This is a genomic window from Carnobacterium inhibens subsp. inhibens DSM 13024, from assembly GCF_000746825.1.
Taxonomy (GTDB): Bacteria; Bacillota; Bacilli; order Lactobacillales; family Carnobacteriaceae; genus Carnobacterium_B; species Carnobacterium_B inhibens.
The window spans coordinates 98,191-121,894 of sequence record NZ_JQIV01000006.1 but is presented as its reverse complement, the minus strand read 5'-3'; the positions used below and the strand labels follow the sequence as shown (position 1 = coordinate 121,894).

General features: G+C 34.3%; 21 protein-coding genes. 2 read left to right on the top strand and 19 right to left on the bottom strand.

The genetic code is table 11. The features are described 5' to 3' along the window. Positions 1-45: 45 nt before the first annotated feature. From BR65_RS01800 to BR65_RS01750, 11 genes are all read right to left on the bottom strand, one after another. Positions 46-678: a response regulator transcription factor gene (locus tag BR65_RS01800; RefSeq protein ID WP_023177510.1), complete on the bottom strand. Its 633-nt coding sequence runs from the start codon at positions 676-678 to the stop codon at positions 46-48. After that, positions 671-1,756: a sensor histidine kinase gene (locus BR65_RS01795; protein ID WP_023177508.1), complete on the bottom strand. Its 1,086-nt coding sequence runs from the start codon at positions 1,754-1,756 to the stop codon at positions 671-673. The genes BR65_RS01800 and BR65_RS01795 overlap by 8 nt, the downstream gene beginning before the upstream one ends. After that, positions 1,753-2,487 (bottom strand): cell wall-active antibiotics response protein LiaF, encoded by a 735-nt coding sequence (liaF, locus tag BR65_RS01790; protein ID WP_034538572.1) that lies wholly within the window; start codon positions 2,485-2,487, stop codon positions 1,753-1,755. Before liaF ends, BR65_RS01795 begins: the two co-directional genes overlap by 4 nt. Positions 2,488-2,651: 164 nt before the next feature. Then, positions 2,652-3,125: a transcription elongation factor GreA gene (greA, locus tag BR65_RS01785; RefSeq protein ID WP_023177504.1), complete on the bottom strand. Its 474-nt coding sequence runs from the start codon at positions 3,123-3,125 to the stop codon at positions 2,652-2,654. Positions 3,126-3,328: 203 nt separating this feature from the next. Continuing rightward, positions 3,329-3,979, bottom strand: a complete 651-nt coding sequence (udk, locus tag BR65_RS01780) for a uridine kinase (protein WP_023177502.1) — start codon at positions 3,977-3,979, stop codon at positions 3,329-3,331. An 86-nt stretch (positions 3,980-4,065) separates the two neighbouring features. Beyond that, the gene (gene mltG / locus BR65_RS01775) at positions 4,066-5,217 is read right to left on the bottom strand and encodes an endolytic transglycosylase MltG (RefSeq protein ID WP_034536454.1); all 1,152 of its coding nucleotides are present in this window, start codon (positions 5,215-5,217) and stop codon (positions 4,066-4,068) included. A 175-nt stretch (positions 5,218-5,392) separates the two neighbouring features. Then, positions 5,393-5,707: a DUF1292 domain-containing protein gene (locus tag BR65_RS01770; protein WP_023177498.1), complete on the bottom strand. Its 315-nt coding sequence runs from the start codon at positions 5,705-5,707 to the stop codon at positions 5,393-5,395. Positions 5,708-5,774: 67 nt separating this feature from the next. Then, the gene (gene ruvX / locus BR65_RS01765; RefSeq protein ID WP_023177497.1) at positions 5,775-6,197 is read right to left on the bottom strand and encodes a Holliday junction resolvase RuvX; all 423 of its coding nucleotides are present in this window, start codon (positions 6,195-6,197) and stop codon (positions 5,775-5,777) included. Continuing rightward, the gene (locus BR65_RS01760) at positions 6,197-6,463 is read right to left on the bottom strand and encodes an IreB family regulatory phosphoprotein (RefSeq protein ID WP_023177495.1); all 267 of its coding nucleotides are present in this window, start codon (positions 6,461-6,463) and stop codon (positions 6,197-6,199) included. The genes ruvX and BR65_RS01760 overlap by 1 nt, the downstream gene beginning before the upstream one ends. A 179-nt stretch (positions 6,464-6,642) precedes the next feature. After that, positions 6,643-9,291, bottom strand: coding sequence for an alanine--tRNA ligase (alaS, locus tag BR65_RS01755; protein ID WP_034536453.1), 2,649 nt, complete (start codon positions 9,289-9,291; stop codon positions 6,643-6,645). 351 nt (positions 9,292-9,642) lie between these two features. Continuing rightward, on the bottom strand, positions 9,643-10,527 hold the full coding sequence (locus tag BR65_RS01750; protein WP_244877140.1) for a YitT family protein: 885 nt from the start codon (positions 10,525-10,527) through the stop codon (positions 9,643-9,645). Between the two features lie 163 nt (positions 10,528-10,690). On the opposite strand from BR65_RS01750, the gene BR65_RS01745 reads away from it, so the two are divergent. Beyond that, entirely contained in the window at positions 10,691-11,641 is a 951-nt protein-coding gene (locus BR65_RS01745; RefSeq protein WP_023177489.1) for a diacylglycerol/lipid kinase family protein, read from the top strand. A 53-nt stretch (positions 11,642-11,694) separates the two neighbouring features. Here BR65_RS01745 and recD2 read toward each other — a convergent pair whose 3' ends face one another. The 8 genes from recD2 to BR65_RS01705 form a co-directional block, all read right to left on the bottom strand. Beyond that, entirely contained in the window at positions 11,695-14,154 is a 2,460-nt protein-coding gene (gene recD2, locus BR65_RS01740) for an SF1B family DNA helicase RecD2 (RefSeq protein WP_034538571.1), read from the bottom strand. Between the two features lie 62 nt (positions 14,155-14,216). Beyond that, positions 14,217-14,903: a tetratricopeptide repeat protein gene (locus BR65_RS01735; protein ID WP_034536449.1), complete on the bottom strand. Its 687-nt coding sequence runs from the start codon at positions 14,901-14,903 to the stop codon at positions 14,217-14,219. Between the two features lie 145 nt (positions 14,904-15,048). Next, positions 15,049-16,173, bottom strand: coding sequence for a tRNA 2-thiouridine(34) synthase MnmA (mnmA, locus tag BR65_RS01730; RefSeq protein ID WP_034536448.1), 1,125 nt, complete (start codon positions 16,171-16,173; stop codon positions 15,049-15,051). A gap of 181 nt (positions 16,174-16,354) precedes the next feature. Then, positions 16,355-16,696 carry a cysteine desulfurase gene (locus tag BR65_RS01725; RefSeq protein ID WP_034536447.1) on the bottom strand — a complete coding sequence of 114 codons (342 nt, stop codon included), beginning with the start codon at positions 16,694-16,696 and terminating at the stop codon, positions 16,355-16,357. A 180-nt stretch (positions 16,697-16,876) separates the two neighbouring features. Continuing rightward, the gene (locus BR65_RS01720) at positions 16,877-18,025 is read right to left on the bottom strand and encodes a cysteine desulfurase family protein (RefSeq protein WP_034536446.1); all 1,149 of its coding nucleotides are present in this window, start codon (positions 18,023-18,025) and stop codon (positions 16,877-16,879) included. An 88-nt stretch (positions 18,026-18,113) separates the two neighbouring features. Further along, on the bottom strand, positions 18,114-20,414 hold the full coding sequence (gshAB, locus tag BR65_RS01715; RefSeq protein WP_034536445.1) for a bifunctional glutamate--cysteine ligase GshA/glutathione synthetase GshB: 2,301 nt from the start codon (positions 20,412-20,414) through the stop codon (positions 18,114-18,116). A gap of 2 nt (positions 20,415-20,416) precedes the next feature. Then, positions 20,417-20,941 (bottom strand): pyrophosphohydrolase domain-containing protein, encoded by a 525-nt coding sequence (locus tag BR65_RS01710; RefSeq protein ID WP_034536444.1) that lies wholly within the window; start codon positions 20,939-20,941, stop codon positions 20,417-20,419. Between the two features lie 41 nt (positions 20,942-20,982). Beyond that, entirely contained in the window at positions 20,983-22,116 is a 1,134-nt protein-coding gene (locus tag BR65_RS01705) for a hypothetical protein (protein WP_034536442.1), read from the bottom strand. 228 nt (positions 22,117-22,344) lie between these two features. Between BR65_RS01705 and BR65_RS01700 the strand changes: the two genes are divergently transcribed. Then, complete coding sequence (locus BR65_RS01700; RefSeq protein WP_034536440.1) at positions 22,345-23,631, top strand: replication-associated recombination protein A; 1,287 nt, start codon at positions 22,345-22,347, stop codon at positions 23,629-23,631. The last annotated feature ends 73 nt before the right edge of the window (positions 23,632-23,704 follow it).

The following is a 23,704-nucleotide window of genomic DNA, read 5'->3' as shown; positions in this document are numbered from 1 at the left end:
TAATTTACTTTAATTTACTTTAACTAATCTAACCAGCGTTTACTTTTATTCAATGAGATGATGTTTAAAGGCATAAATAGCAGCTTGTGTGCGATCATCTACTTCCAACTTAGCCAAAATATTTGACACATGCGTTTTAACCGTTTTAAGCGTAATAAAAAGAGCATCTGCAATTTCTTGGTTCGAATTTCCTTGTGCGATCAACATCAAAATTTCTTGTTCACGGTTCGTTAAATCTTCATGTAACTGACGAACTTGTTTTTTAGTCAAACGTTCCATCATTTTCCCTGTAACTTCAGGTTCAAGAATCGTTTCTCCTTTATATGTAGAACGAATGGCATTAGCAATGGTGCTTGCTGTAGAGGTTTTCAAGATATAACTTGATGCCCCCGCTTCTAATGCTGGATAGACTTTCTCATCATCAATAAAGCTTGTTACGATAACAATTTTAGCATCTGGCCATTCCTTCATAATAGCTTTTGTTGACTCGATTCCATCCATGACATCCATAACCAAATCCATCAAGATAACATCTGGACGCAGCTCTATTGCTTTTTCATAACCAATTTTACCGTTTTCAGCTTCTCCTATGACTTCTATATCACTTTGGATAGACAAGTAAGAAGAAACACCTAATCGAACCATTTCATGATCATCAATCAATAGTACCTTAATCATTGTATACCTCCCCTTTTTCAATTTTATTCATCAGTGGTATTTTAATTTCAATACTTGTTCCCTTATTTTTAAAACTAATAATTTTACATGTTCCGCCCATACCTAATACACGTTCCTTAATATTCTGCAAGCCATAATTTCCAGCTTTACTTTCTTCTGTATTAAATCCAATTCCATCATCGATTACTCTTAACAATACAGATTGGTCAATAACATGTAAATAGACTTCTAACTCTTTTGCTTTTGAATGACGTAATGTATTGGAAAGTAATTCTTGAACGATTCGGAAAAGATGGTCTTCTATCCCATTGGTTAAACAAACATCTTCGATATCCCATTTCATTTCAATTTGTATTTTAGTTCGAAGCTCATTTAAGAGTTGTTCAATTCCTTTTTTCAATGATTTTCCTTCTAAATTAACCGGTCTTAAATGAAGTAATAGCGCGCGCATCTCTGATTGTGCTTCATTTACAATCGATTCTATTAGTCTTACTTGTTTTTGCAGAGCGCCCTTTGATTCGTCCATTTGTTCATTTAGAGCGGAAAGCATCATCATAGCTGCAAACAATTGTTGACTGACTGAGTCATGCAGCTCACGTGCCAGTCTATGACGTTCTGACACTAATATTTCTTCCTTTGTTTGTCCATTAATAGAATTTGGTGTATTGTTATTTAATTGTACCTCATTTGCTAAAGTTACTAATTTTTCTCGAATATCTACTAGCGATTGATTTAATTCATCAGTAAAATAATAGTCTTCTTTATTTTTTATGAGCATTTCTTCAAATATACCTTTTGAATAATTGGCTTCAATCAGAAGATGGAGCGTTTCTTCAATTTGATGCCACTGCCGTTTATTTATATAGTAAATAATGGTTGACACAGTTAGACCAATCGCTACTGAGGCAGCCAATAAGTACCATATAAATGGAATATAAAAGAAACGGGCAGTAAAAACATCCAAATACCAGCTTTCAGATGACACAGCATAACTATAGCTTACTGTAATGACAAATAACAAAATGAAAATGATGATGCTAGTGGTAAAAAAAAGAGAGGTTATTCTTTTTTGTTTCATATAGCGATCACCTCTAAATCTCCCACCAACACATTCGTTATGATTTTTATTGTTCTAGCTTGGCTCTCATACTGCTTACTATACATTTTAATCGATTCATTATCCAAAATATAATGTTGTTCCTCGAAAGAAATTTTCCCTTTGATCGCACTATGCTCAATCATTATGCCCATTCCACTTGGAACCAAAATCCGTGTTTTCCCAAAACCTTTTCGAATCACAATATAGCTATCATTTTTTGGCAAAATGGTATTTCCCAGATCAACTATCGTATCTCCCATAAAAATTGAAAAGTTAATATCATCCCATTCAAATACTGTACTACCGATTCGTTCATTTCCTAACCAATTTCTTTTAAAACGCTTAGCATTTTTGGGTAGATTATCCGTTGTTTCTACTACGATCATTTCTTTTTCATTCCATGGTGCTTGTTGAAAATTAAAAGTATCCATTTTTGATACGGACTTTCCATATGTTAGATAAAAAAAGATAACAGCTACTATTAACATATACCAAACTCCACCCAGAGACAATAATGCAAATAGTGCTAAAAACACACCAATCAATAAATACGTTCTTTTCTTTCTTTTTTGTTGATTACGCCCTAAAAACAATAACCAACTGCCAAGAACAAAAATGCCTAATATAAACACATTATTAACGAGTTGATATAAGGTAAAGATCATTAATAGTGATTCAACCAATAAGAACCATTTCCAATTATTTTTCATATCCATTAAGCCTCCTTGCGTCTTTCTTTCTCTCTAGTATACTGTTTTTGAGTAGTTATGTAATGCTCTTTAGCATGAGCTGCACCTACGACTAAAGACGTAGACTTCAAAAAAAATAAAAGCTGCTCAATGAGTAGCTTTTATTTTAAAAAAGATAAATCGCTTTAACTAATGTTTACAATTTTAATTAACATGTCTCCACCTGGAGTTTCTAAAGTAACTTCACTACCTACTTTTTTACCAATTAAAGCTTTGGCAATAGGTGAATCATTCGAAATCAATCCTTCAAACGGGTCTGCTTCCGCACTACCCACGATTGAATACTCTTCTTCTTCACCATCAGGTAATTCAATAAATGTTACTTTTCTACCTAAAGCAACTTCATCACTTGCAGTATTTGAATTGTCGATAATTTCAGAAAAACGCAACATATTTTCGATAGTTGTTACTCTTCCCTCAACAAAAGCTTGTTCATCTTTTGCTGATTCATACTCAGAGTTTTCTGATAAATCTCCAAAACTACGTGCAATTTTGATTCTTTCTACAATTTCTTTACGTTTTACTGTTTTAAGAAATTCTAATTCTTCTTCTAACTTTGCTTTACCTTCTAATGTCATTGGATATACTTTCTCAATCATTTAATACGGTCTCCTTTTTAGAATCATATCTGATTCTTGCTTTCTTTATTTTAGTTGAAAGCGTAATTATCTTTTCAATATTGACAAGATACCATGTTGTATTCTATTTGTAAACAAAAAATTCGAATTCATTCGAACTTTTAACTTGCTTATCATTCTTTTCAGGTGATCTTTTTTAGGCTTTATTTAATTCCTACTCTAACCTAATTAGTTGGAGAATTTAATTCTTGTACCAATATGCTTCTGATTTTAGTGGTCATCAAATCAATCGCCACTTGGTTGCTTCCACCTTCAGGAATAATGATGTCAGCGTATTTTTTAGATGGTTCTACAAATTGATGGTGCATCGGTTTAACTACGGTTAAGTACTGCTCAATAACAGAATCTAATGTCCTGCCACGCTCTTCTATATCCCGTTTAATACGTCTGATGATGCGTATGTCGTCATTTGTGTCCACGTATACTTTTATATCCATTAACTCTCTTAATCGCGGATCTTCTAAAATTAAGATACCTTCAAGAATGATAACTTCTTTGGGTTCTTGAATAATGATGTCTTCACTTCTCGTATGCGCTGCATAATCATAAACCGGTTTTTGAATCTTTTTGTAATTGATTAAATCTTTTAAGTGTTGGATCAGCAGATCCGTATCAAAAGCAAAAGGATGATCGTAATTTGTTTTTAATCGTTCTTCAAACGATAATTCACTTTGATCTTTATAATAAAAGTCTTGTTCTAACATTAAAATAGAATGACCTGCAAATTGATTATAGATTGCACGACTTACACTAGTTTTCCCACTACCGGATCCTCCGGTAACCCCAATCACTATTGGTCTCTTTTTGTCCGTCATACTTATTCCTCTTTCCTTATGAAAAGCACTGAATCAAATGATCCAATGCTTTTCTAATTCATTTTTGCAATTCATTTAACCTATTCTTAGTCAACATATTCAGCTTTGTATTCAAGATGCTGTTGGTATGTCTCCGCATAGTAAATTTTCCCTGTACTCATATCTGCTAAAAAGTATAAATACTCTGATTCAGTAGGCTCCAGTGTAGCTTTTATTGCATCAGCACTTGGACTATCGACAGGGCCGGGACCAAATCCAGGATGAACATACAGGTTGTAAGGTGACTCTACTGCAACATCATTATTCGATACATATTCTTTATGTTCATCTAGTGCGTAAAGAACAGCTATATCTGTTTGTAAAGGCATATTAATTTCTAAGCGATTATTAAAAACTCCAGCAATTAGTTTTCGATCTTCTAATGTAAAACCTTCACGCTCAACTAATGATGCAATCGTTAAAACATCATGTACATTTCTATTTGATTCTTTAATTTTAGGATAATATTCTTGCATTACTTCATCCATTTTACTGATCATATTTTCTACTAACTCTTCCAACGACATCTCTTCTGGAAAATCATAAGTAGCAGGAAATAAGTATCCTTCTAAACGATATCTAGTATCTTCAGCTTCTAAAGCTGAGGTTAATAATTCTGGATAGTTTGTTTTCATTTTAGTTAAAAAAGCCTCATCCTTAATGACAGTTAAGAAATCTTCTTTACTGTAATCGGTAGTTGCAGCAATAGCATCAGCAATTTGATCAATTGTAATACCTTCTTTAACCAATACTTTATTCCCTTTATATTCAGCAACAGTACCACCTTCTTGAAGTTGACTAATGATTGTATCAAGAGACATCGATGGTGAAAATTCATAATTTCCTGCTTGGAATCCTGTTTCGTTATTCATACGAACGTAATAGCTAAATACGATTGCACTCTTTATGATGTTATTATTTTGTAAAATTTGGGCAATATCTTTCGAACTAGAACCCGTAGGAATTTCAATTATTTTCTCTGTTTGATCATTCTTGTCTAATGGCTCTAAGGAAGTTGTAACATATTGATACCCGATTAGTCCAAAAAGGACGACTAGTATAATAAATGCCGCTGTAATGCTAAGTACAATTCTTTTCACTAACTTTTTTTCTTTTTGTCTTTCTGTAACTTTATCAGTTGGCTGGATTTTGACTTCTTTATGATTTTGTATTTGATTGTTGTCATTTCTTTTTGACAAGAAGCGACCCTCCTAACTATGCCAAGGTTTCCCTTGATTTTCTACTCTACTACTGACACTAACTTGTATCATTATACATGATATCTTAGTTTATGAGAACAAAAAAAAGCCAACAAATTAAATTTGTTGGCAATTTCACACATTTTACTCATATTGACATTATCAAAACTAATGATTATTCTTCTTCATCGGCTAAGAATGTATTTAGTACTTCTTCAATCATTTCCCATTCTTCTTCAGTTTCGATTGGTTTTAATTCACCTTGTTCTCCTGTTTCAGTTTCGATGAAAGAGTATACTTCAAGTTCTACTTCTTCTCCTTCAGCTGCACCAGCAGGATAAACAAAGACATATGATTTACCATAGTCATCTGAATCAAAAGTAAATAAGATTTCATATAATTGTTCATTACCTTGTTCGTCTACTAAAGTAATATGTTCATGATCATGATCGTGCTCATGGTCGTGATCGTGATTGTGGTCATGTGACATTGGTCAACACTCCTTTAATTATGTGATAAGTTTCATTCTCTATTTTAGCGTACAATCCATTGAATTGCTAGTTTTGATTTTGATTCAAATAATTTTGAAGAATCATCACTGCAGCAAGTTTATCAATAACTTTCTTTCTTTTTGCTCTAGAAGTATTTCCTTCTTCAATCAGCATTCTTTCAGCTTGAACAGTCGTTAGTCGTTCGTCTTGTAAGACAACGGGCAGTCCAAATGTATCTTCAATCAATTTTGCATAATGAATAGACGCTTCTGCTCGAGGACCGATTGAGTTATTCATATTCTTTGGCAGTCCAATAACCACTTTTGTTACTTCGTGAATTTTAATTAATTCACCAATACGATCAATTCCGTATTCTTCTTGTGCTTCATTTATTTTAACGATCTCAATTCCTTGTGCTGTCCAGCCAAAAGGGTCACTAACGGCTACACCAACAGTTTTGGAACCAACATCTAATCCCATTGTTCTCATTAAGCTTTAGGTCCACTCTCTTTCAAATAGGTCTTAACGATTTCTTCAACAATTTCGTCACGTTCATGGCGTCTAATTAAATTTCGAGCATCTTTATGACGTGGAATATAAGCAGGGTCTCCTGATAGCAAGTAGCCAACAATTTGATTAATTGGATTGTATCCCTTTTCTTCTAAAGCATCATATACTAGGCTCAAAGTTTCTTTTACACTTTTTTCACTATTGTCACCCACGTTAAAACGTACTGTTTCATCTGTTGAACTCATGGTCTACACCTCGATTTCTGTAACATCTATTCTTATTTTACAAGAAAGCACTTCAAACTACAATGATTATCAGAAAGGAACTATAGAAATTCTTTGTTTTCAAAAAAAACAAGACCAAGACTATTGCCAAGGTCATATTTTTTTCTATATAAACATTTTTTTGAAAAGTGAATACTGTTTTATGCTTTTTCTTTGATCCATTCTGAAACTTTTTCTAAAGCCTCAGGCAAACCTGCTGGATTCTTACCACCAGCTTGTGCCATATCAGGACGACCTCCGCCACCTCCGCCAACAAGTGGAGCAATCGTTTTAATAAGATCCCCTGCTTTAAATCCTTTTTTGATCGTTTCAGCATCAATAGCTGTTAGCAAGTTAACTTTTCCATCTTTAGCAAAACCTAATGCTAAAACATTTGATACAGCTTGTTGTTTCCACTGATCTGCTAATTGACGTAATTGGTTCATATCTTTCACATCAACTTTAGCAGCAACAACAGTAATCCCATTTACTTCTTTTACATCTTTAAAAATGTCGCCTGCTTGATCATTAGCTAATTTCGCTTGCAAGGATTCATTTTCTTTTTGAATTTCTTTTAATTCATTTTGCAATTGTTGCACTTTAGTGATTACATCTTGAGTTTGTTGTGCTTTTACTAATGCAGCTACTTCATTCAACTGTTTTTGTTCGGTTTGTACTAATTTATATGCAGCTTCACTTGTTACAGCTTCAATTCTACGAACACCGGCACCTATTCCTGATTCAGAAGTAATTTTAAAGATACCAATTTCACTCGTATTGCCGACATGTACTCCACCGCATAATTCAATAGAATAGTCGCCAACATTTACAACGCGGACCTTATCCCCATATTTTTCACCGAATAATGCCATTGCACCCATTTCTTTCGCTTTTGCAATATCTGTTTCTACTGTTACAACTGGGATGGATTCCCATATTTTTTCATTTACGATTTGTTCCATCTCATCTAATTCTTTTTGAGTGATTTGACCAAAATGAGTAAAGTCAAAACGTAAATGACCAGCTGTTACTAAGGAACCAGATTGGTTCGCATGCTCCCCTAAAATATCTTTTAATGCTTGGTGCAGTAAATGTGTTGCTGTGTGGTTTCTAGTGATTCTATTTCTTAATGCTTCATCGACAGCCAACTCATATGTTTCTCCTACAGTAAGAACTTCCATTACTTCTACTGTGTGTAACGGTTGTCCTGCTGGAGCTTTTTTAACATCTACAACTTTTGCAACTGTCTTACCTGAATCATTTTTAATAACTCCTTTATCGGCAACTTGACCACCCATTTCAGCATAAAAAGGCGTTTTATCAAAAATTAATCGAGCTTTTTGACCAGCTTCTATTGTTGATTTAATCTCATCATCTGTCGCAATAACTTCTAATCTACCCAATTCTTTTGTTTTATTGTATCCAACAAATAGACTTTCTTCTTTCAAATCATTGAATAGTTTCGTTTGCACACCCATTGATTTTTCATCGCTTCGTGCTGCACGTGCACGTTCTCTTTGAGCAGTCATTTCCTTCTCAAAACCTTCATGGTCTACTTCAAAACCTTCATCTTGAGCAAACTCTTCTGTTAATTCAACTGGGAATCCGTAAGTGTCATATAACTTAAAAATATCAGCGCCGGCGATTCTTTTTTCGCCTTTTTCTTTTAGTTCACTCATTCGTTCATTTAAGATTGTTAAACCATCATTAATGGTTTCATGGAATCGTTCTTCTTCATTTTTAATCACTTTAACAATGAATTCTTCTTGTTCCACTATTTCTGGATAATGGCTGTTCATAATAGAACCTACAATAGGAACTAGCTTAAATAAGAAAGCTTCATCAATACCCAATTTTTTCCCGTGCATAACTGCACGACGCAACAAGCGACGCAATACATACCCACGTCCTTCATTAGATGGTAATGCACCATCTCCGATAGCAAAACTTACCGCACGAACATGATCTGCAATAACTTTAAAAGAAATATCGTCTATTGAATCTTCACCATATTTTTTAACTTTGCTCAATACTTCTACTTTTTCAATGATTGGCATAAATAAATCTGTTTCAAAGTTTGTCGGTGCATCTTGCAAAATAGACACAACACGTTCTAATCCCATACCTGTATCAATATTTTTATTTGGTAATGGTTCATACGTATCATCTGGTTTATGATTGAATTCTGAAAATACTAAATTCCAAATTTCTAACCAGCGTTCATTTTCTCCACCAGGATAGTTTTCTGGGTCATCTTCAGCTAGGTCATTGAACGCTTCTCCACGGTCATAGAATATTTCTGAATCGGGACCACTTGGGCCAGCACCAATATCCCAAAAATTATCTGCTACATCTACGATATGATCATCTGTTAATCCGACTTTTTCTTTCCAGATTTTTTTAGTATCTGTATCTTCTGGATAAACTGTCACATACAATTTATCTGGATCTAAGCCTAACCATTTTTCTTCTGTTAAAAATTCCCATGCCCACTCAATAGCTTCTTCTTTGAAATAATCTCCAATTGAGAAATTTCCAAGCATTTCAAATAGCGTATGATGACGAGCCGTTTTCCCTACATTCTCAATATCATTTGTACGTATACTTTTTTGTGCATTTGTAATTCTTGGATTTTCTGGTACAACAGATCCGTCAAAATATTTTTTTAAGGTAGCAACACCAGAATTGATCCATAACAGTGTTGGATCTTCAAAAGGCACTAGTGATGCACTAGGTTCTACTTTATGACCTTTTGATTCAAAAAAATCTAAAAACAATTGACGAACTTCGTTACTTGCTAATTTTTTCATTAATTTATTCTTCCCTTCAAATTTAAAAGCTTATATTTTTAAAAAAATAAGTACAAAAAAAGTCCAACAACAACATTGCCAGACAAGGACGAAAATAATCGCGGTACCACCTTGTTTGCAATGATGTCATTCGACCGTTCATTACCTCTTAAGTCTCGATAACGTGAGAAACGATAGTATTTCTACTATTTCAATAAGGGAGCATTGATTTAATATTGTTAGTTTTCTTTCAGCCTAGGAAAACTTTTCTTTAAACAAGAGATCAAATGAATTTATCCTTAGTACGTTTAAAGTATAGGAGAAGTTATCTAAATTGTCAATCTATTAAACGAATATTTCCTCTGGAAACCTTTAAACAATTGGCTTCTCTTTAGCAAGTGTAAAACCACGGCCCCATACTTCACTTGCACTCATAGCAACCACAAAGGCATTTTCATCTACATCTAAAATCGTGTCTTTTAAAAGAGTAAATTCTTGTTCAGCAACGACACACATCAACATTTCTTTATCTGAATTTCCATAGCCGCCTTTAATACCCAAGTTGGTCACTCCACGATTCACCGTGTCAAATATGGCTTGTTTTACTTCAGAAGGGTATTCAGAAATAATCATAACATTCTTAGAATGATTAAACCCAACTTGAACAACGTCAATCGTACGACTGATCACAAAAAGTGAAATGATAGAATACATAACAACTTCTCCATCAAAAACAAGTAATGCACCTACAATGACTAAACCATCAATCAATGCCATACTCATACCTAATGGCAATTTTAGATACTCATGTATCACTTGAGCCACAATACTAGTGCCTCCAGTTGAAGCTTTAGCTCTGAAGACTATACCTAATCCAATTCCTGTAACAATCCCTCCAAATAAAGCAGCCAACAAAGGCGTATCGGTCCATGGTTCCATAAAATCAAGCATGCCTATAAAAGCTGGCAAAATCAAACTTCCTAAAATTGTTTTGTAGCCAGCTTCTTTTCCAAAGAAAATGAAACAAATCAAAAGCAAAGGAATATTAAAAGCTAACTGGACAATAGAAGGATCCCAATTGAACACATTGCTTGTAATCATACTTACTCCACTGATGCCGCCCGAAACAATTAAATTAGGCAACAAGAACGCGTTAAAAGAAACAGCAGCAATGAAAGAGCCTACGACTATGTACAAAATATCAATTGCACCTAATGTATATTTATTTGACATTAATTTTTTCTTCAAAACGTTCATCCTTCCTACAACATGAAACAAAATCCTTGTTTATTCTAACACTTCAAGCTACGTTATAGCAGACTTTTACTATTTTCTCATAAATTTTCTGAAAATTTAATTTTTATTTGGTTTATAATGGAAATTGACCCAAATAATACAAATGCCATTCAAAGGAGTACTCATGTCTACAATAGAACACTATCACCTTGTTATAAACGAATGTTCAGGTTCAGGAAGAGGAAAAAAAATCAGTCAACAAGTGATCCAAACGTTAACAAATAAACGCCTCTCAATTGAATTATATAAGTCAGTTTATCCTGGGCATACCATTAAATTAGTTCATTCTTTAGCACAAAAAATAACTCAAAATCCAGCCTTGTCCCAATTAATCATTATAATCGGAGGAGATGGTACTTTACACGAAGCCTTCTTAGGTTTAGGAGAAGAATTTGCTCATCTTCCATTGGGCTATATTCCTTCGGGTTCCGGAAACGATTTTGCGCGTGGCAACGGCATACCAAAAAATCCTGTAAAAGCGCTAGAGCAAATTTTAGCTGCTGATCAGCCAAAGAAAATAGATGTCCTTCAATACCTTGATCATCATCAAAATAGTACAGGCTATGCCGTAAACAATGTTGGGATCGGTTTTGATGCGGCAATTGTCAAAAAAGCTAATCACTCTCCTTCTAAACCATTTTTAAATAAAATCGGATTGAATTCACTTGTTTACCTTGCTTGTTTCATTCAAGTTTTTTTCAAACAAGCTTCTTTTCCCCTGACTATTATAATTGATGGCAAAAAGAAACAATTTGAGGATGCTTTTTTAGTTATTGTAAACAATCACCCTTATTTTGGCGGAGGTATTCCTGTTTCACCTAAAGCATCTCAAGTAGATGGTAAATTAGATTTGATTATTTTACCCAAACTTCCATTTTTGAAAATTCTTTATCTATTCAGTTTGATGATTACTGGAGAAAAACACCTCAATCATAAAGATGTTTATTACTCACAATCAAAAACACTCTCACTTAAAACAACTCGAACAATTGATTCAAATGCAGATGGCGAAGAATTGACGTATCAGTCAATCGATTTTACCCTTCACACCAGTTCTCGTTATTTTTGGCATTAAGCCGACCACCATTAAAAAAACGTTTCAGAAGTGAATTCTTCTGGAACGTTTTTTTAGTTATGCGGTACGATTCCTTCCATGCCGATCATTGGGTCGATAGCATTAGATTGGATCATTTCAATTGTTAGTTTGTAATTTTTTGGTTCTTTTTTATCTTCTATCAAAGACAACTGGGTAGAATCAGCGTCATTAGTAGACGTCTTTGTTTCTATTGCCGTAGCTTCTTTAATACCAACAGGTTCTGCATTACTTTCTCTAGGTAGCAGCTCATCACCTAGTAACCGCTCTGCTAATGTTGTTAGTCTAGTAGCTGATGATTTGCTTACACTTTCTTCAAAAGCGTTCGGTTCACCACATAGAATAAGCAACTCACTACTTCTTGTAATGGCAGTGTATAGCAAGTCACGTCTTAACATCCGATGATAGTTTTGTACCATTGGTAAGATAACCATTTTGAACTCCGAACCTTGCGATTTATGAATTGAACAACAATAGGCTAACGTGATTTTTATCCATTCATTTCGTTTATAGACGACTTCATTTGCATCAAATTGAATAACGATCTCATCCACTTTGTCTTCGGTTTCTTTCGCTAAATTGATACCAGTGATTTCTCCCATGTCGCCATTAAAGACATTCATCTCTGGATAATTCACCAATTGTAAGACTTTATCTCCAATCCGATAATTTTTGTCATTAAATTTGACTTCTTTTCGTCTGCCTGAAGGATTTGGATTAAATATTTCTTGCATCATTTTATTCAAGGCATCTATTCCAGCCGGTCCTCTATACATAGGTGCTAAAACTTGAATGTCTTGAGCAGTGAACCCTTTATCCTTAGCTCTTTCCACTACCTGGCGGATGACAGGTTCAATTTGATAAGTATTGCATTGAAAAAAAGAACGATCTTTTTTATTCTTAGTAAAATCTGCAGGTAATTTACCTTCTTTTATTGCATGAGCTAAAGAAATAATTGACGAACCATCATCTTGACGATAGATTTCGGTTAATTCTCTGCTAGGAATTTGTTTTGCATGAATAAGATCATGCAAAACCTGTCCTGGTCCAACAGAAGGCAACTGATCTTTATCCCCAACAAATATAACTTGCATATTTTGTGGTACAGCTCTTAACAATTGATTAGCTAACCACGTGTCAACCATTGACATTTCATCAACGATCAACAATCCACCCTCTAGTTCACGATCAGAAAGTTCAGCGCTTGGTTTTTCTTGACCATTCAACCCAAGGAGTCGATGGATCGTGCTACTGGGCAGTCCAGTAGACTCATTCATTCTTTTAGCTGCACGCCCTGTTGGTGCAGCTAAAAGAATAGGAAAAATCTTATCGTGGTAATCTTCAATTTCTAGAGACAAACCGTTTAGTTCTGCGAATAAATTTACGATTCCATTCAATACGGTTGTTTTTCCGGTTCCTGGACCACCAGTTAAAATGAATAATGGTGAAATGAGAGCTTCTTCAATGGCTTCTACTTGTGATTGCCCATATTGGATTCCCAATCTTTTTTCCATTTTACGTATTTCTTTTTTGATATTATGACCAGAATATTGAATTTTTTCACTATTTTCCATCAAACGTTTGACAGAAGTAGCGATACCCCATTCTGCAGCATACAATGAATTAATATACAGCTTATGATTATCTTCAATCAGTTTATTTTCTTCAATCAATTTTAGTAATTCTTTTGCTACTAGATCCGGTTCAATAATAAATGACCGGCTTTCTTCTAATACTTTTATCGTTTCTCTTAATAAAGGCTCTGCTAATGTATACGTATTGCCTTCACTAAGACACAACTCATTTAATGAAAATAAGATTCCCGCTTGAATACGTCCTGGAGAATCCGCTGCAAAACCAAGGTTCTCTGCGATCGCATCTGCTTTTTTAAATCCTACATTTTCAACATCTTCTATTAAGCGATAAGGATTCTCTTGGATAACTTCTAAAGTCTCTTCTTGATACGTTTGGTAAATCGTATAAGCTAATCGACTTCCGAAGCCAAAATCATTTAACCCAATAATTATTTTCTCCATTCCATTACTTGAACGGATAGTATCAACGATTACTTCTCTCTTCTTACTATTTAATCCAGGTATTTTAGCTAAGACGGTCTCGTCTGCATTAATTTGATCAATCGCATCTTCCCCTAGAAGATCAACGATCGTTTCAGCTGTTTTTTTTCCGATCCCTGGAAATTTATCACTTGAAAGATAAGCAATCACACCTTCAGCAGAAGTTGGTTTTTCTTGTCGATAACGTTCTGCATTAAACTGCATACCGAATTTAGGATGCTCAATCAATTGACCAAAAAAGCGATAGTTTTCTTCTTCTTGGATTTGTCCAAAGTTACCCGTAATGACAATTTCTTTTTCTGTAAAAGAACTATTTGTCTCAATGACTCGTGTCAGCAATACTTTATAAAAGTTTGTCGGATTCTGATAGAAAATTGCAACAACTTGCCCTACAAAATAAGGTGGTTCTTTTTCAAACAAATCTAGATTCTCTTGTAAAGCCAATTTTCTCATCCATCCTTTCTATCTTAATTGGTTTTTAACTATTCGACATCTTTTTGGTTCTTCACTATACTTTCTATAGCTGTTAGCTGTTGGATTCGCTCTTCATATCTACTTGGATTCAACTCTTTTGATTTATTAAAGAATGATTGAAAAATATTGAGATCTTCTTCTAAAACCATTCCGACTACTCCTCTTTTAAACCAAGCTTCATCATTTTGCGGAGCTTGTTCCATGCTTAACTCAAAGTACTTTTTGGCTTCTTGGAATGAGCCGACTTGCATTAATGTATTGCCTATTAATAAAATTAACGTCATATCCAATTTATCTTCTTCATACGCACTCAAAAAATAAACCAAGGCTTTCTTTGATTGATCTAAGGCTAAATAATTTTGTCCAATCATCACCATAGCGTCTTTTTTTAACGGAGTCTCTTGGAATTGGGTTACTTGTTCAAAATAGTTTAATGAAACTTGATAGTTCTCTAATTCATAATAAAGGTTTCCAAACGCATAAATGAAAATGGAATCGTTAGGATACTTTTCAATTGCCGTTTCTAGTATTGCTTTTGCATCATCATATTTATGACCTAAAATAAACATGGTTGCTAAATTATAATAACTGTCACTATTGTCAGGATTATCATTGATTTCTTCCATAAGTAATTGAATGGCTTGATTAAATTCGCCTTGTTCCCATAACTGAAAAGCTTTATGGTTTCGTTCCATACTTACTTCCTCCTTTTTGCAACTTCTATTATTTTACACCAAAATCCCATTGGATTCTACTGATTGATGCCTTTGTTTTATTTCTTTCCTATGTACAACAAAAAAGCTAGGGCAAGCCCTAGCTTTTTTGAAATCAATGATTTTTTTAAACGTATTGCAATTCTCTTGTTTCGTTGTAAGCTGCATCAATCGTACCGCCGCCTAAACATTCCATGCCGTCATAAAAAACAACTGCTTGTCCAGGAGTGATTGCGCGTACTGGTTCGTCAAATTCAACAGTAGCTGCTGTTCCATCTTCGTTCAAGTGAACCGTAACACCGGTATCAGCTTGGCGGTAACGGAATTTAGCTGTACATTTAAATGAACGAGGTTTTTCTTCATTTATTGTAAAATGAAGGTCAGAAGCTTCTAAATGAGTAGCAAGCAGCCATTCATGATTAAAACCTTGTCCTACATACAACGTATTGGTTTCTAGATCTTTCCCAATAACAAACCAAGGATCACTTGATTTGCCTCCGCCGCCAATACCTAACCCTTGACGTTGGCCGATAGTGTAATACATCAATCCATCATGTTGCCCTTTTATTTCCCCATCTACTGTCATCATTTTACCTGGTTGTGCCGGTAAATAAGTCATTAAGAATTTTTTGAAATCACGTTCTCCAATAAAGCAAACACCTGTAGAGTCTTTTTTCTTAGCAGTAGCTAATCCTGCTTCTTCAGCGATTCTACGTACTTCTGGCTTTTGCATGCCGCCAAGAGGAAATAACGTTTTAGCCAATTGTTCTTGCGATAATTGATTTAAGAAGTAAGTTTGATCTTTATTGTTATCTACGCCTCTTAACATATGAGTAACGCCATTTTCATCTCGTTCTACTTGAGCGTAATGTCCAGTAGCCACATAATCTGCGCCTAGTTCGATAGCGTAATCTAAGAAAGCTTTAAATTTGATTTCTTTATTACACATAACATCTGGGTTAGGCGTACGGCCTTTTTTATACTCTTCTAAAAAGTAGGTAAAAACTTTATCCCAATATTGTTTTTCAAAGTTAATAGAATAATATGGAATTCCAATTTGATTAGCTACTAGCGCAACATCATTATAATCTTCCGTCGCTGTACACATACCAAACTCATCTGTATCATCCCAGTTTTTCATAAAAATACCCACCACATCATAGCCTTGTTGTTTTAACAATAAAGCTGTAACGGATGAATCAACGCCTCCACTCATGCCGACTACAACACGAGTCTTGCTATTGTCTTTCATTACATCACCATCATTTCAAATAGATTCTGAAAATCTTTACGATTTGAAGGTCGCATTTTTCCAGTCTTTATCATTATACTAACTTTTAGTCAGAAATCAAGTCGCTCAACCCAAATAGGAGACGAATTCATCTTCATGAAGTACCTCTCCTATTGCTAATTAATTTAAAATTTTATCATTTTTATACTTTTTCTAATACTCCACATTCAATAAGGTCATGAAAAGTGAAATCTACTTTTTCGCGAATAGCTGCATAGGCAGCTCCATTGTAGATGTTAACTGTTCGCAATCCATTACCTGTTGTTGTCGAAATTTTTAGTTGTGCTAAATCATCAGTAACTACAATTTTTAATTTTACACTTTGTTTATTCGTTGGATCAGCATCCATCGTTCGAGTAAATTGAAAATTCCCTTTAGTCGTTTCTTCAAATCCATTATCTCTTAATGTATATTTTTTTGCATTGGGATTCACTTTAAACGATTCAGTTGATCCTTGTAAAGTTGCTTTCTTTTCAAATGCCATACCGTTCCCTCACTTCTCTTCTTAATCGTAACCCTTTTCATTTTCTACTATAACATAGTCACTATATCCTTATCTATAAAAAAAGAGCTAGATAGCTGAAGTAAACCTGTTAAGCAGACTCTAAAAATAGTTGGTCTACTCTAAAAGGAACCTATCTAACTCAAGCTCTTTTTTTCTATTTTATCTCTTCAACCTTAAACTAATTTTTATCAGTTGTTCAGCTAAATAAGTGATTTGTTCAGATGTAGTTCCAAGCCCAAAGCTCACACGGATCGTTTCTCCAACAATAGGACTTTTTTCTCCATACATAGCAAGTAAGACATGACTTGGGTCAATATTTCCAGCCGTACATGCTGAACCGGCTGAAACAGCTATGCCGGCTAAATCTAAACTCATTAATAACTGCTCTGAAGAAACATGCTTGATCCATAGACTCATGATATGTTCTAATTGGTTTTCTTTATTTCCATTTAGTTCAAATTCTATACCTGATTGAGTTAATTGTTCAATCAATTGAGTGCGTAACTCATGATACTGCACTTTGCGTTCTTCTCGGTTAAGCTGACTGATTTCAACTGCTTTTTGTAAACCGGAAATGGCAGGAATATTTTCTGTTCCAGCTCGGTGTTTTTTTTCTTGTTCTCCACCTAGCATAAAACTTGGTAAATGAATCGTTTCATTGACATAAAGAAAGCCAATTCCTTTAGGACCATTGATTTTATGTCCTGAAACAGAAAGCAGATCAATATGGTCTCTTTTAACATCGATATCTTCTGTTCCATAAGCTTGAACAGCATCTGTGTGAAAGTATGCTGTTGATTCATTTTCATCAATGACAGCGCCAATTTCAGCTATATCCATTACAGTTCCTACCTCGTTATTTGCATACATGATTGAGACTAAAATGGTGTCTGGTCTTAAATTTGCTCTAACCAGATTGGGATCAACTTGCCCTTTTTCATCAACCGGCAAATAAGTCACTTCAAATCCAAGTGTTTCTAAATATTCCATTGGTCTCAAAACAGCATGATGCTCTACCATTGACGTAATAATATGTTTACCCTCTTGTTGTCTTTTTAAGGCTGTTTCAATAATTGCTGTATTATCTGATTCTGTACCACCGCTAGTAATAATAATTTCATTTGGTTTAGCACCTATACTTTTAGCAAAAACAACCCGAGCATTATCTACAATGCGACGGCTGTCTCTTCCATAATTATGAATGCTTGATGCATTACCATAATGATTTTTCATTGCTTCATAAACCACTTCAATAGCTTCTGGGTGAACAGGACTAGTTGCAGCATGATCAAAATACATTTTTTCCATTCTAATTTAGTCCTCCCTTATTTGTTCAAACTAACAATTACTAAATTTTATCACTTTTTTATCTATTCAACAAGACTCTTATTTTTTGTTAATGAGTCTTACCTGTACTAGAAACATCTTCGTTTAATTCTGGAAACAGCATGTTTAGTACATCCATCGTTAACCGTCGACCTTTTCCTTTATATACATAGGCATGCATATGCATAGCCGGATTGAAATTCGCTTCTATCACTGTGTATCCATGCTGTTCATTTTCACTTGGAATAGTCGGATCTGGAATAATTAAATCTATTCCGCTAATTTTAGCTCCAATCGTTTCAGTCATACGAATCGCTGCTTTTTTATAACTTTCATCAATCTCATCGGTTACATCAATTGAGTCTCCACCAGTACTGATATTAGAATTTTCTCTTAAATAAACCCTTTTATCTTTTTCAGGTATGCTTTCAATTGTGTATCCTTGTCCTTTTAACATCAATTGTTCTATTTCTCCTAAAGCGATTTTCTCAAGTGGCGAACGGTGCTTTTCTTCACCACGTAATGGATCTTTATTTTTATCTTGGACTAATTCTTTGATCGTTTTTTGTCCATCCCCCACAACATTAGCAGGTATTCGCAATAAAATGGCCGGAACTTTACCATCTAACACAAAGAAACGGTATTCCGTTCCCGAAATGTACTCTTCAACAAGTACAGCAATATCTTCCTTAAAGGCTATTTCAATGGCTTGTTCATAATCATTTTTTACAGGTGTTTGTTTAAAAATAGAAATTCCTAAACCATAATTAGTCGACTTAGGCTTAACAACAACAGACTTATTTTTATAACGCCAAAATGCTGATTTTGCTTCATCGATTGTCGTATACTCTTCGCCTGCCGGAACATGAAAACCTGCAGAGTCTAGTATCTTTTTCGTAACGGTTTTATTCTCCATAATAAGAGGAGCAATATAAGAATCTTTTGCTGTCATATTTCCATTCTTAACAAATTCAACATGTTGTCCCATGGTTAGTTTTAAAAATTGATCTTGACTATCTAAAACTTCTACTTGGACTCCTTTTTGTAAAGCATCAAAAATTAATAACTGAGTGGACATTTCTAAATAATCAAATCCTCTTAAATTATACGGCCTTTTAGTCGCTTCATCTTTATACTGCTTAGCTAATTCTAATGCAAATTCAATATATGATCCTTTTTCTTCTATTTCCTGCACCATACGCGCAGCTATTGTTAGAGTAGGATTCTTTAATTGGTTTCTAACTTCTTGAAGACAACGAGAGGCTGCTTCAGAATCAGTAGTCAAATGAATCATGTTTTCCATTTGTTTCAAAAGCTCTAATCCTTCTTCTTGAAATTGAGAAACGGATACTGGATTTTCCATAGCTGTCAATTGGCTCATTTCTTCCCCAATTTCAATTTCTTTCATAGTAGCAGTTTCATCCATCCATATCATATACAAACAAAAAAGATGTACAAATTCCATCGTTCCTTTTGACATACCGGCTGAATCAAAAGGATCCAAGTCAAAACTTCTTAATTCAAGATACGAAATCCCTTTTGTTAACAATTCTTCAGCATCTTTGGTTCCTCGAAAACGAACAGCTGAGTAAAATTCTTTTTCTTCAGATAAGAAACCTTTTGCTACCATATTTTGTAAACTTTGAACATAATCTTCAATCGTTTCAAATGAGACAGATACTTCTGATTGGTTGACGTATCCGTAATGACTACTTCGAATACTTCTTACATATTTCTTTGGAAGCTCCTGACTTGTAAAAAAGGATTCATCTACTATAGGAGATGCTCCCAATAAATACGTTAATAACCATCTATAACGAAGGAAATTTTTTGCTAATTTTAGATATATCATTGATTTAAACGACGTTAGAGTTGTATATTCTGTTTGGCTTTCATATAATCGGAGAATCAATTGACTATCCAATTCAAAATTGTAATGCACTCCGCTAATCATTTGTTTCTTTTTACCATATTTGCGAGTCAATGTTTCTCTATAGAGAACATCAGCTTTATTGTCTAATTTAGCAACAGAAATATCTTTTTCATCTGGCAAAACCATGGGCATGCTTATCGGCCATATGGCTTCATCTTCAGGTAACGTTTGGAGTACAACATCATGTAGAGCCGTTAACCAATTGTAACTCTCTTGGATAGAATTTAACGGAGGAGTAATTAATTCTAATTGCGATTCACTGTAGTCTGTTTGAATGTAAGGGTGATAAGTTCTATTCCCAAATTTTTTTGAATGGTCTGTTACAGCTAGTTGACCGCTATCGTTTACTCTCAATCCTTCTTTCTCAATCCCAAAAACGGCTTGATAATAAGCTTTACTCATTTCTGTTTCTTGTATCATTTGTTTAACGGTTTTCATTTTTAACATTCCTCATTTGCCTTATTTATTTGTCGCTCTATTTCTGCATGAATCTTGGGTTCGGGAGCAAAATCATTTTCCCAATTAGCTGGTTTCATTACTTTTCCATCTGTTTTTCTATATCGTGGTTTGCCATCTGGAAAAAGCTTTCCCATATTTGCTTGATGAACAATTGAAAAAATAGGATCAGGATCGATCCCCATCAGTACAAAAGAACCATAGTTAAAATAATTCGCATCCGTTAATGCATCTACTTGTCCAATTAATCGGCTTTGAACTTCTTTTTGTTCATTTTTTATTTTGACTATTGATTCTTCCGCAGCATTTTTCCATTCTAAAATTACTTCATCAAATTGCGTTATATCGCCTTTTACACTGGCATATAAAAATTCTATTACTTCTTCTGTTGTAAAATTTGCTCGTTTAATCGCCTCTTCTGGAGTTAAAGCTTGTGGTTTACTTTTCCCGGGCTTATCAAAAACTTCATGAAATTCTTGAACTTGTTCAAAAGGTGATAACTTAATCATTTTTTAGCTTTCCTCCTATCAAAAATCATCTCACTTCTTTTTTAGACGAAGTCATTAAATTGAGTACCTGGTTCTTCACTAACCAAATATTTTCTTAATGCTGCATTCTCAGATTCCAATATTCTACGATGAATTTCAGATTCTTTCAAATCAGCTTGCATGATTTTTAAAAACTCAATATTATCTTGTGATTGACGCTTCGTTCGTTCAATTTCTATCTTTTCTTCAGTCAATTTTTTTATATCTTTTTCCAAGTCTTCTATTGTTTCGGTCAGCATTTTATTTTTTTCAATTAAAGAAGCGTTTTGAAATCCGATTTCTTTAATTTCTTGTTCATTTTTTCCATCTACTAAGTTGATATAAACCAATAGAAAAGCTAAACATGCAATAATAAAAGGTATTATTGGCGTAGAATACCTAAACATTGAAATCAAGACACTCATGACTACGGTACACCCAAAAATAATAAGGCCTATACGATAAGATTTTATTTTGCGTTTGGTATTTAAGGCTTTTAAATAATCGATTTTATTCTGCAAGGTTGCTTTTTCTGCTTGTTCTTGTTCAATTTTTTTTCGATTTTTATAAAACAGCTCTTTTTCTTTTCTTTCAATGGAATCTTGTACTTGTTTCTGATACTGTTCAAACCATTCTTTTTCTTTTACAAGTTTCTCTAATTCTCTGTCTATTTCTATTTGATAAGTCACTTTTTTCACTGAGAGTTCCTCTTCTATTTGATTCAATTTCTTGTTTGCTGAAGTAATTAGTTCATCTGCATTATTTTCAGCTAGTTGCGTAATTTTTTCAGCTTTTTGTTTTTCTTCATTCAATTGATCAATAGCTTGTTTTTTTTCTACTAAAATTTCTTCTTTGACTGTTACAATTTCTCTTTGAACCTCCTGATACATTTTCTCTGATTCATGAAATGTAAATGTCAAAAGATCCTGCGCTTCTTGTTTGGCTTGTTGAAGAAGTTCTTCTTCTCTTTTCTTGACTTCATTTGATTTCATTTCGTTTGCCACTTCCTGATTCAAATCTAAAATTTGTTGTTGTCTTTTTTTATTTTTTGCTAAAGAATGCAACACCAACTTTGATTTATTTTTTAAAGCACTACGATGGTTCTTTTTCATTTGTATACAATTTTTTAAAACTTCAGTCACTTTTCTTTCACTCATTAAAAAGTTCCTTTCTTCTATCTTTACTATTCTATTTGATGAATAGAATCAACTCAAAAATAAATGACTTCTTACACATTATCGCAAATAATCCTAGAAAAGCCAATCCAAAGATAACATTACTTTGCAATTGTAAGTCAGAACCATCAAACAAACGTTCCTTTTTGTAGAATCCATTCAATGACAATGGTATACTATCGGTAAGATCAAGATGGGAGGATACTCTTTATGAATCAACCTTTAGCTTATCGAATGAGACCCACTCATATCGATAATATCGTTGGACAACAACATTTAGTCGGGAAAGGCCGAATCATCCGACGAATGGTAGAAGCTAAAATGCTCTCTTCCATGATTTTATACGGCCCTACAGGAATTGGTAAAACAAGTATTGCGAGCGCCATTGCGGGCACTACCAAATATGCTTTTAGAATTTTAAATGCTGCTAGTGATACAAAAAAAGATTTACAAATTGTTGTGGAAGAAGCAAAAATGAGCGGAACGGTCATCTTGCTTTTAGATGAAGTCCATCGTCTAGATAAACCTAAACAAGATTTTCTATTGCCTCATTTGGAAAACGGCCGAATCATTATGATTGGAGCTACAACTGAAAATCCTTATATTACTATCAATCCAGCCATTCGGAGCAGAACACAAATTTTCGAACTAAAACCTCTTTCTAATGAAGAGATTCAACAAGCATTATGGAACGCAGTTCATGACGCTGAGAGAGGATTTGGCAATGACAAAGTTACAATTACAGACGAAGCCTTATTGCATTTTTCACGAGCAACAAATGGAGATCTAAGAAGTTCTTTGAATGGTTTAGAACTCGCTATCAAGTCTACTTCTCCTGACCAACAAGGTATCATTACGATTACTTTAGAAATTGCTGAAGAATGTGTTCAAAGAAAAGCTTTAACTCATGATAAAGATGGCGATGCTCACTACGATGTCATCTCAGCGCTGCAAAAATCCATTCGTGGAAGTGATGTAAATGCAGCACTTCATTATCTTGCTCGATTGGTTGAAGCAGGTGATCTTCCTATTATTTCAAGACGCCTAATGGTTATTGCTTATGAAGATATTGGATTAGCAAATCCTTCAGCAGCTTCTAGAACGGTTACCGCTGTTCAGGCTGCTGAAAAATTAGGCTTTCCGGAAGCCAGGATCCCTTTAGCAAATGTAGTTGTAGATCTCTGCCTTTCTCCAAAATCAAATTCGTCTTACGTAGCGATTGATGCAGCTTTACAAGATGTACGAGCTGGAAAAAGTGGAGATGTACCAGATCACTTAAGGGATTCTCATTATAGTGGAGCTAAAAAATTAGGTCGCGGCGTAGATTACCTTTATCCGCATAGTTATCCAGGTGCTTGGGTAGATCAACAATATTTACCAGCAAAAATAAAAAATGCTTCTTATTATACACCAAACCATACTGGGAAATATGAAGATACGCTAGCAAAACAATACGACTCAATCAATTCAAAAAAGAAACACATCAATAAGCATTAACCGCTTTCTTTGCGTTGTTGACTAGCTTTCATCAGTAAACGAGCAGCCTATTTATTGACAATAATACTTCCCT

Bases quoted from the DNA above. Each gene is read 5' to 3' on its own strand.
- BR65_RS01700 (WP_034536440.1), top strand. From the start codon at position 22,345: ATGAATCAACCTTTAGCTTATCGAATGAGACCCACTCATATCGATAAT.
- BR65_RS01725 (WP_034536447.1), bottom strand. From the start codon at position 16,696: ATGGCATTTGAAAAGAAAGCAACTTTACAAGGATCAACTGAATCGTTT.
- gshAB (WP_034536445.1), bottom strand. From the start codon at position 20,414: ATGAAAACCGTTAAACAAATGATACAAGAAACAGAAATGAGTAAAGCT.
- BR65_RS01745 (WP_023177489.1), top strand. From the start codon at position 10,691: ATGTCTACAATAGAACACTATCACCTTGTTATAAACGAATGTTCAGGT.
- BR65_RS01735 (WP_034536449.1), bottom strand. From the start codon at position 14,903: ATGGAACGAAACCATAAAGCTTTTCAGTTATGGGAACAAGGCGAATTT.
- BR65_RS01760 (WP_023177495.1), bottom strand. From the start codon at position 6,463: ATGAGTTCAACAGATGAAACAGTACGTTTTAACGTGGGTGACAATAGT.
- ruvX (WP_023177497.1), bottom strand. From the start codon at position 6,197: ATGAGAACAATGGGATTAGATGTTGGTTCCAAAACTGTTGGTGTAGCC.
- greA (WP_023177504.1), bottom strand. From the start codon at position 3,125: ATGATTGAGAAAGTATATCCAATGACATTAGAAGGTAAAGCAAAGTTA.
- BR65_RS01750 (WP_244877140.1), bottom strand. From the start codon at position 10,527: ATGAACGTTTTGAAGAAAAAATTAATGTCAAATAAATATACATTAGGT.
- BR65_RS01795 (WP_023177508.1), bottom strand. From the start codon at position 1,756: ATGAAACAAAAAAGAATAACCTCTCTTTTTTTTACCACTAGCATCATC.
- BR65_RS01800 (WP_023177510.1), bottom strand. From the start codon at position 678: ATGATTAAGGTACTATTGATTGATGATCATGAAATGGTTCGATTAGGT.
- BR65_RS01770 (WP_023177498.1), bottom strand. From the start codon at position 5,707: ATGTCACATGACCACAATCACGATCACGACCATGAGCACGATCATGAT.
- mnmA (WP_034536448.1), bottom strand. From the start codon at position 16,173: ATGAAAGACAATAGCAAGACTCGTGTTGTAGTCGGCATGAGTGGAGGC.
- BR65_RS01705 (WP_034536442.1), bottom strand. From the start codon at position 22,116: ATGAGTGAAAGAAAAGTGACTGAAGTTTTAAAAAATTGTATACAAATG.
- udk (WP_023177502.1), bottom strand. From the start codon at position 3,979: ATGACGGACAAAAAGAGACCAATAGTGATTGGGGTTACCGGAGGATCC.
- BR65_RS01720 (WP_034536446.1), bottom strand. From the start codon at position 18,025: ATGGAAAAAATGTATTTTGATCATGCTGCAACTAGTCCTGTTCACCCA.
- liaF (WP_034538572.1), bottom strand. From the start codon at position 2,487: ATGAAAAATAATTGGAAATGGTTCTTATTGGTTGAATCACTATTAATG.
- alaS (WP_034536453.1), bottom strand. From the start codon at position 9,291: ATGAAAAAATTAGCAAGTAACGAAGTTCGTCAATTGTTTTTAGATTTT.
- BR65_RS01710 (WP_034536444.1), bottom strand. From the start codon at position 20,941: ATGATTAAGTTATCACCTTTTGAACAAGTTCAAGAATTTCATGAAGTT.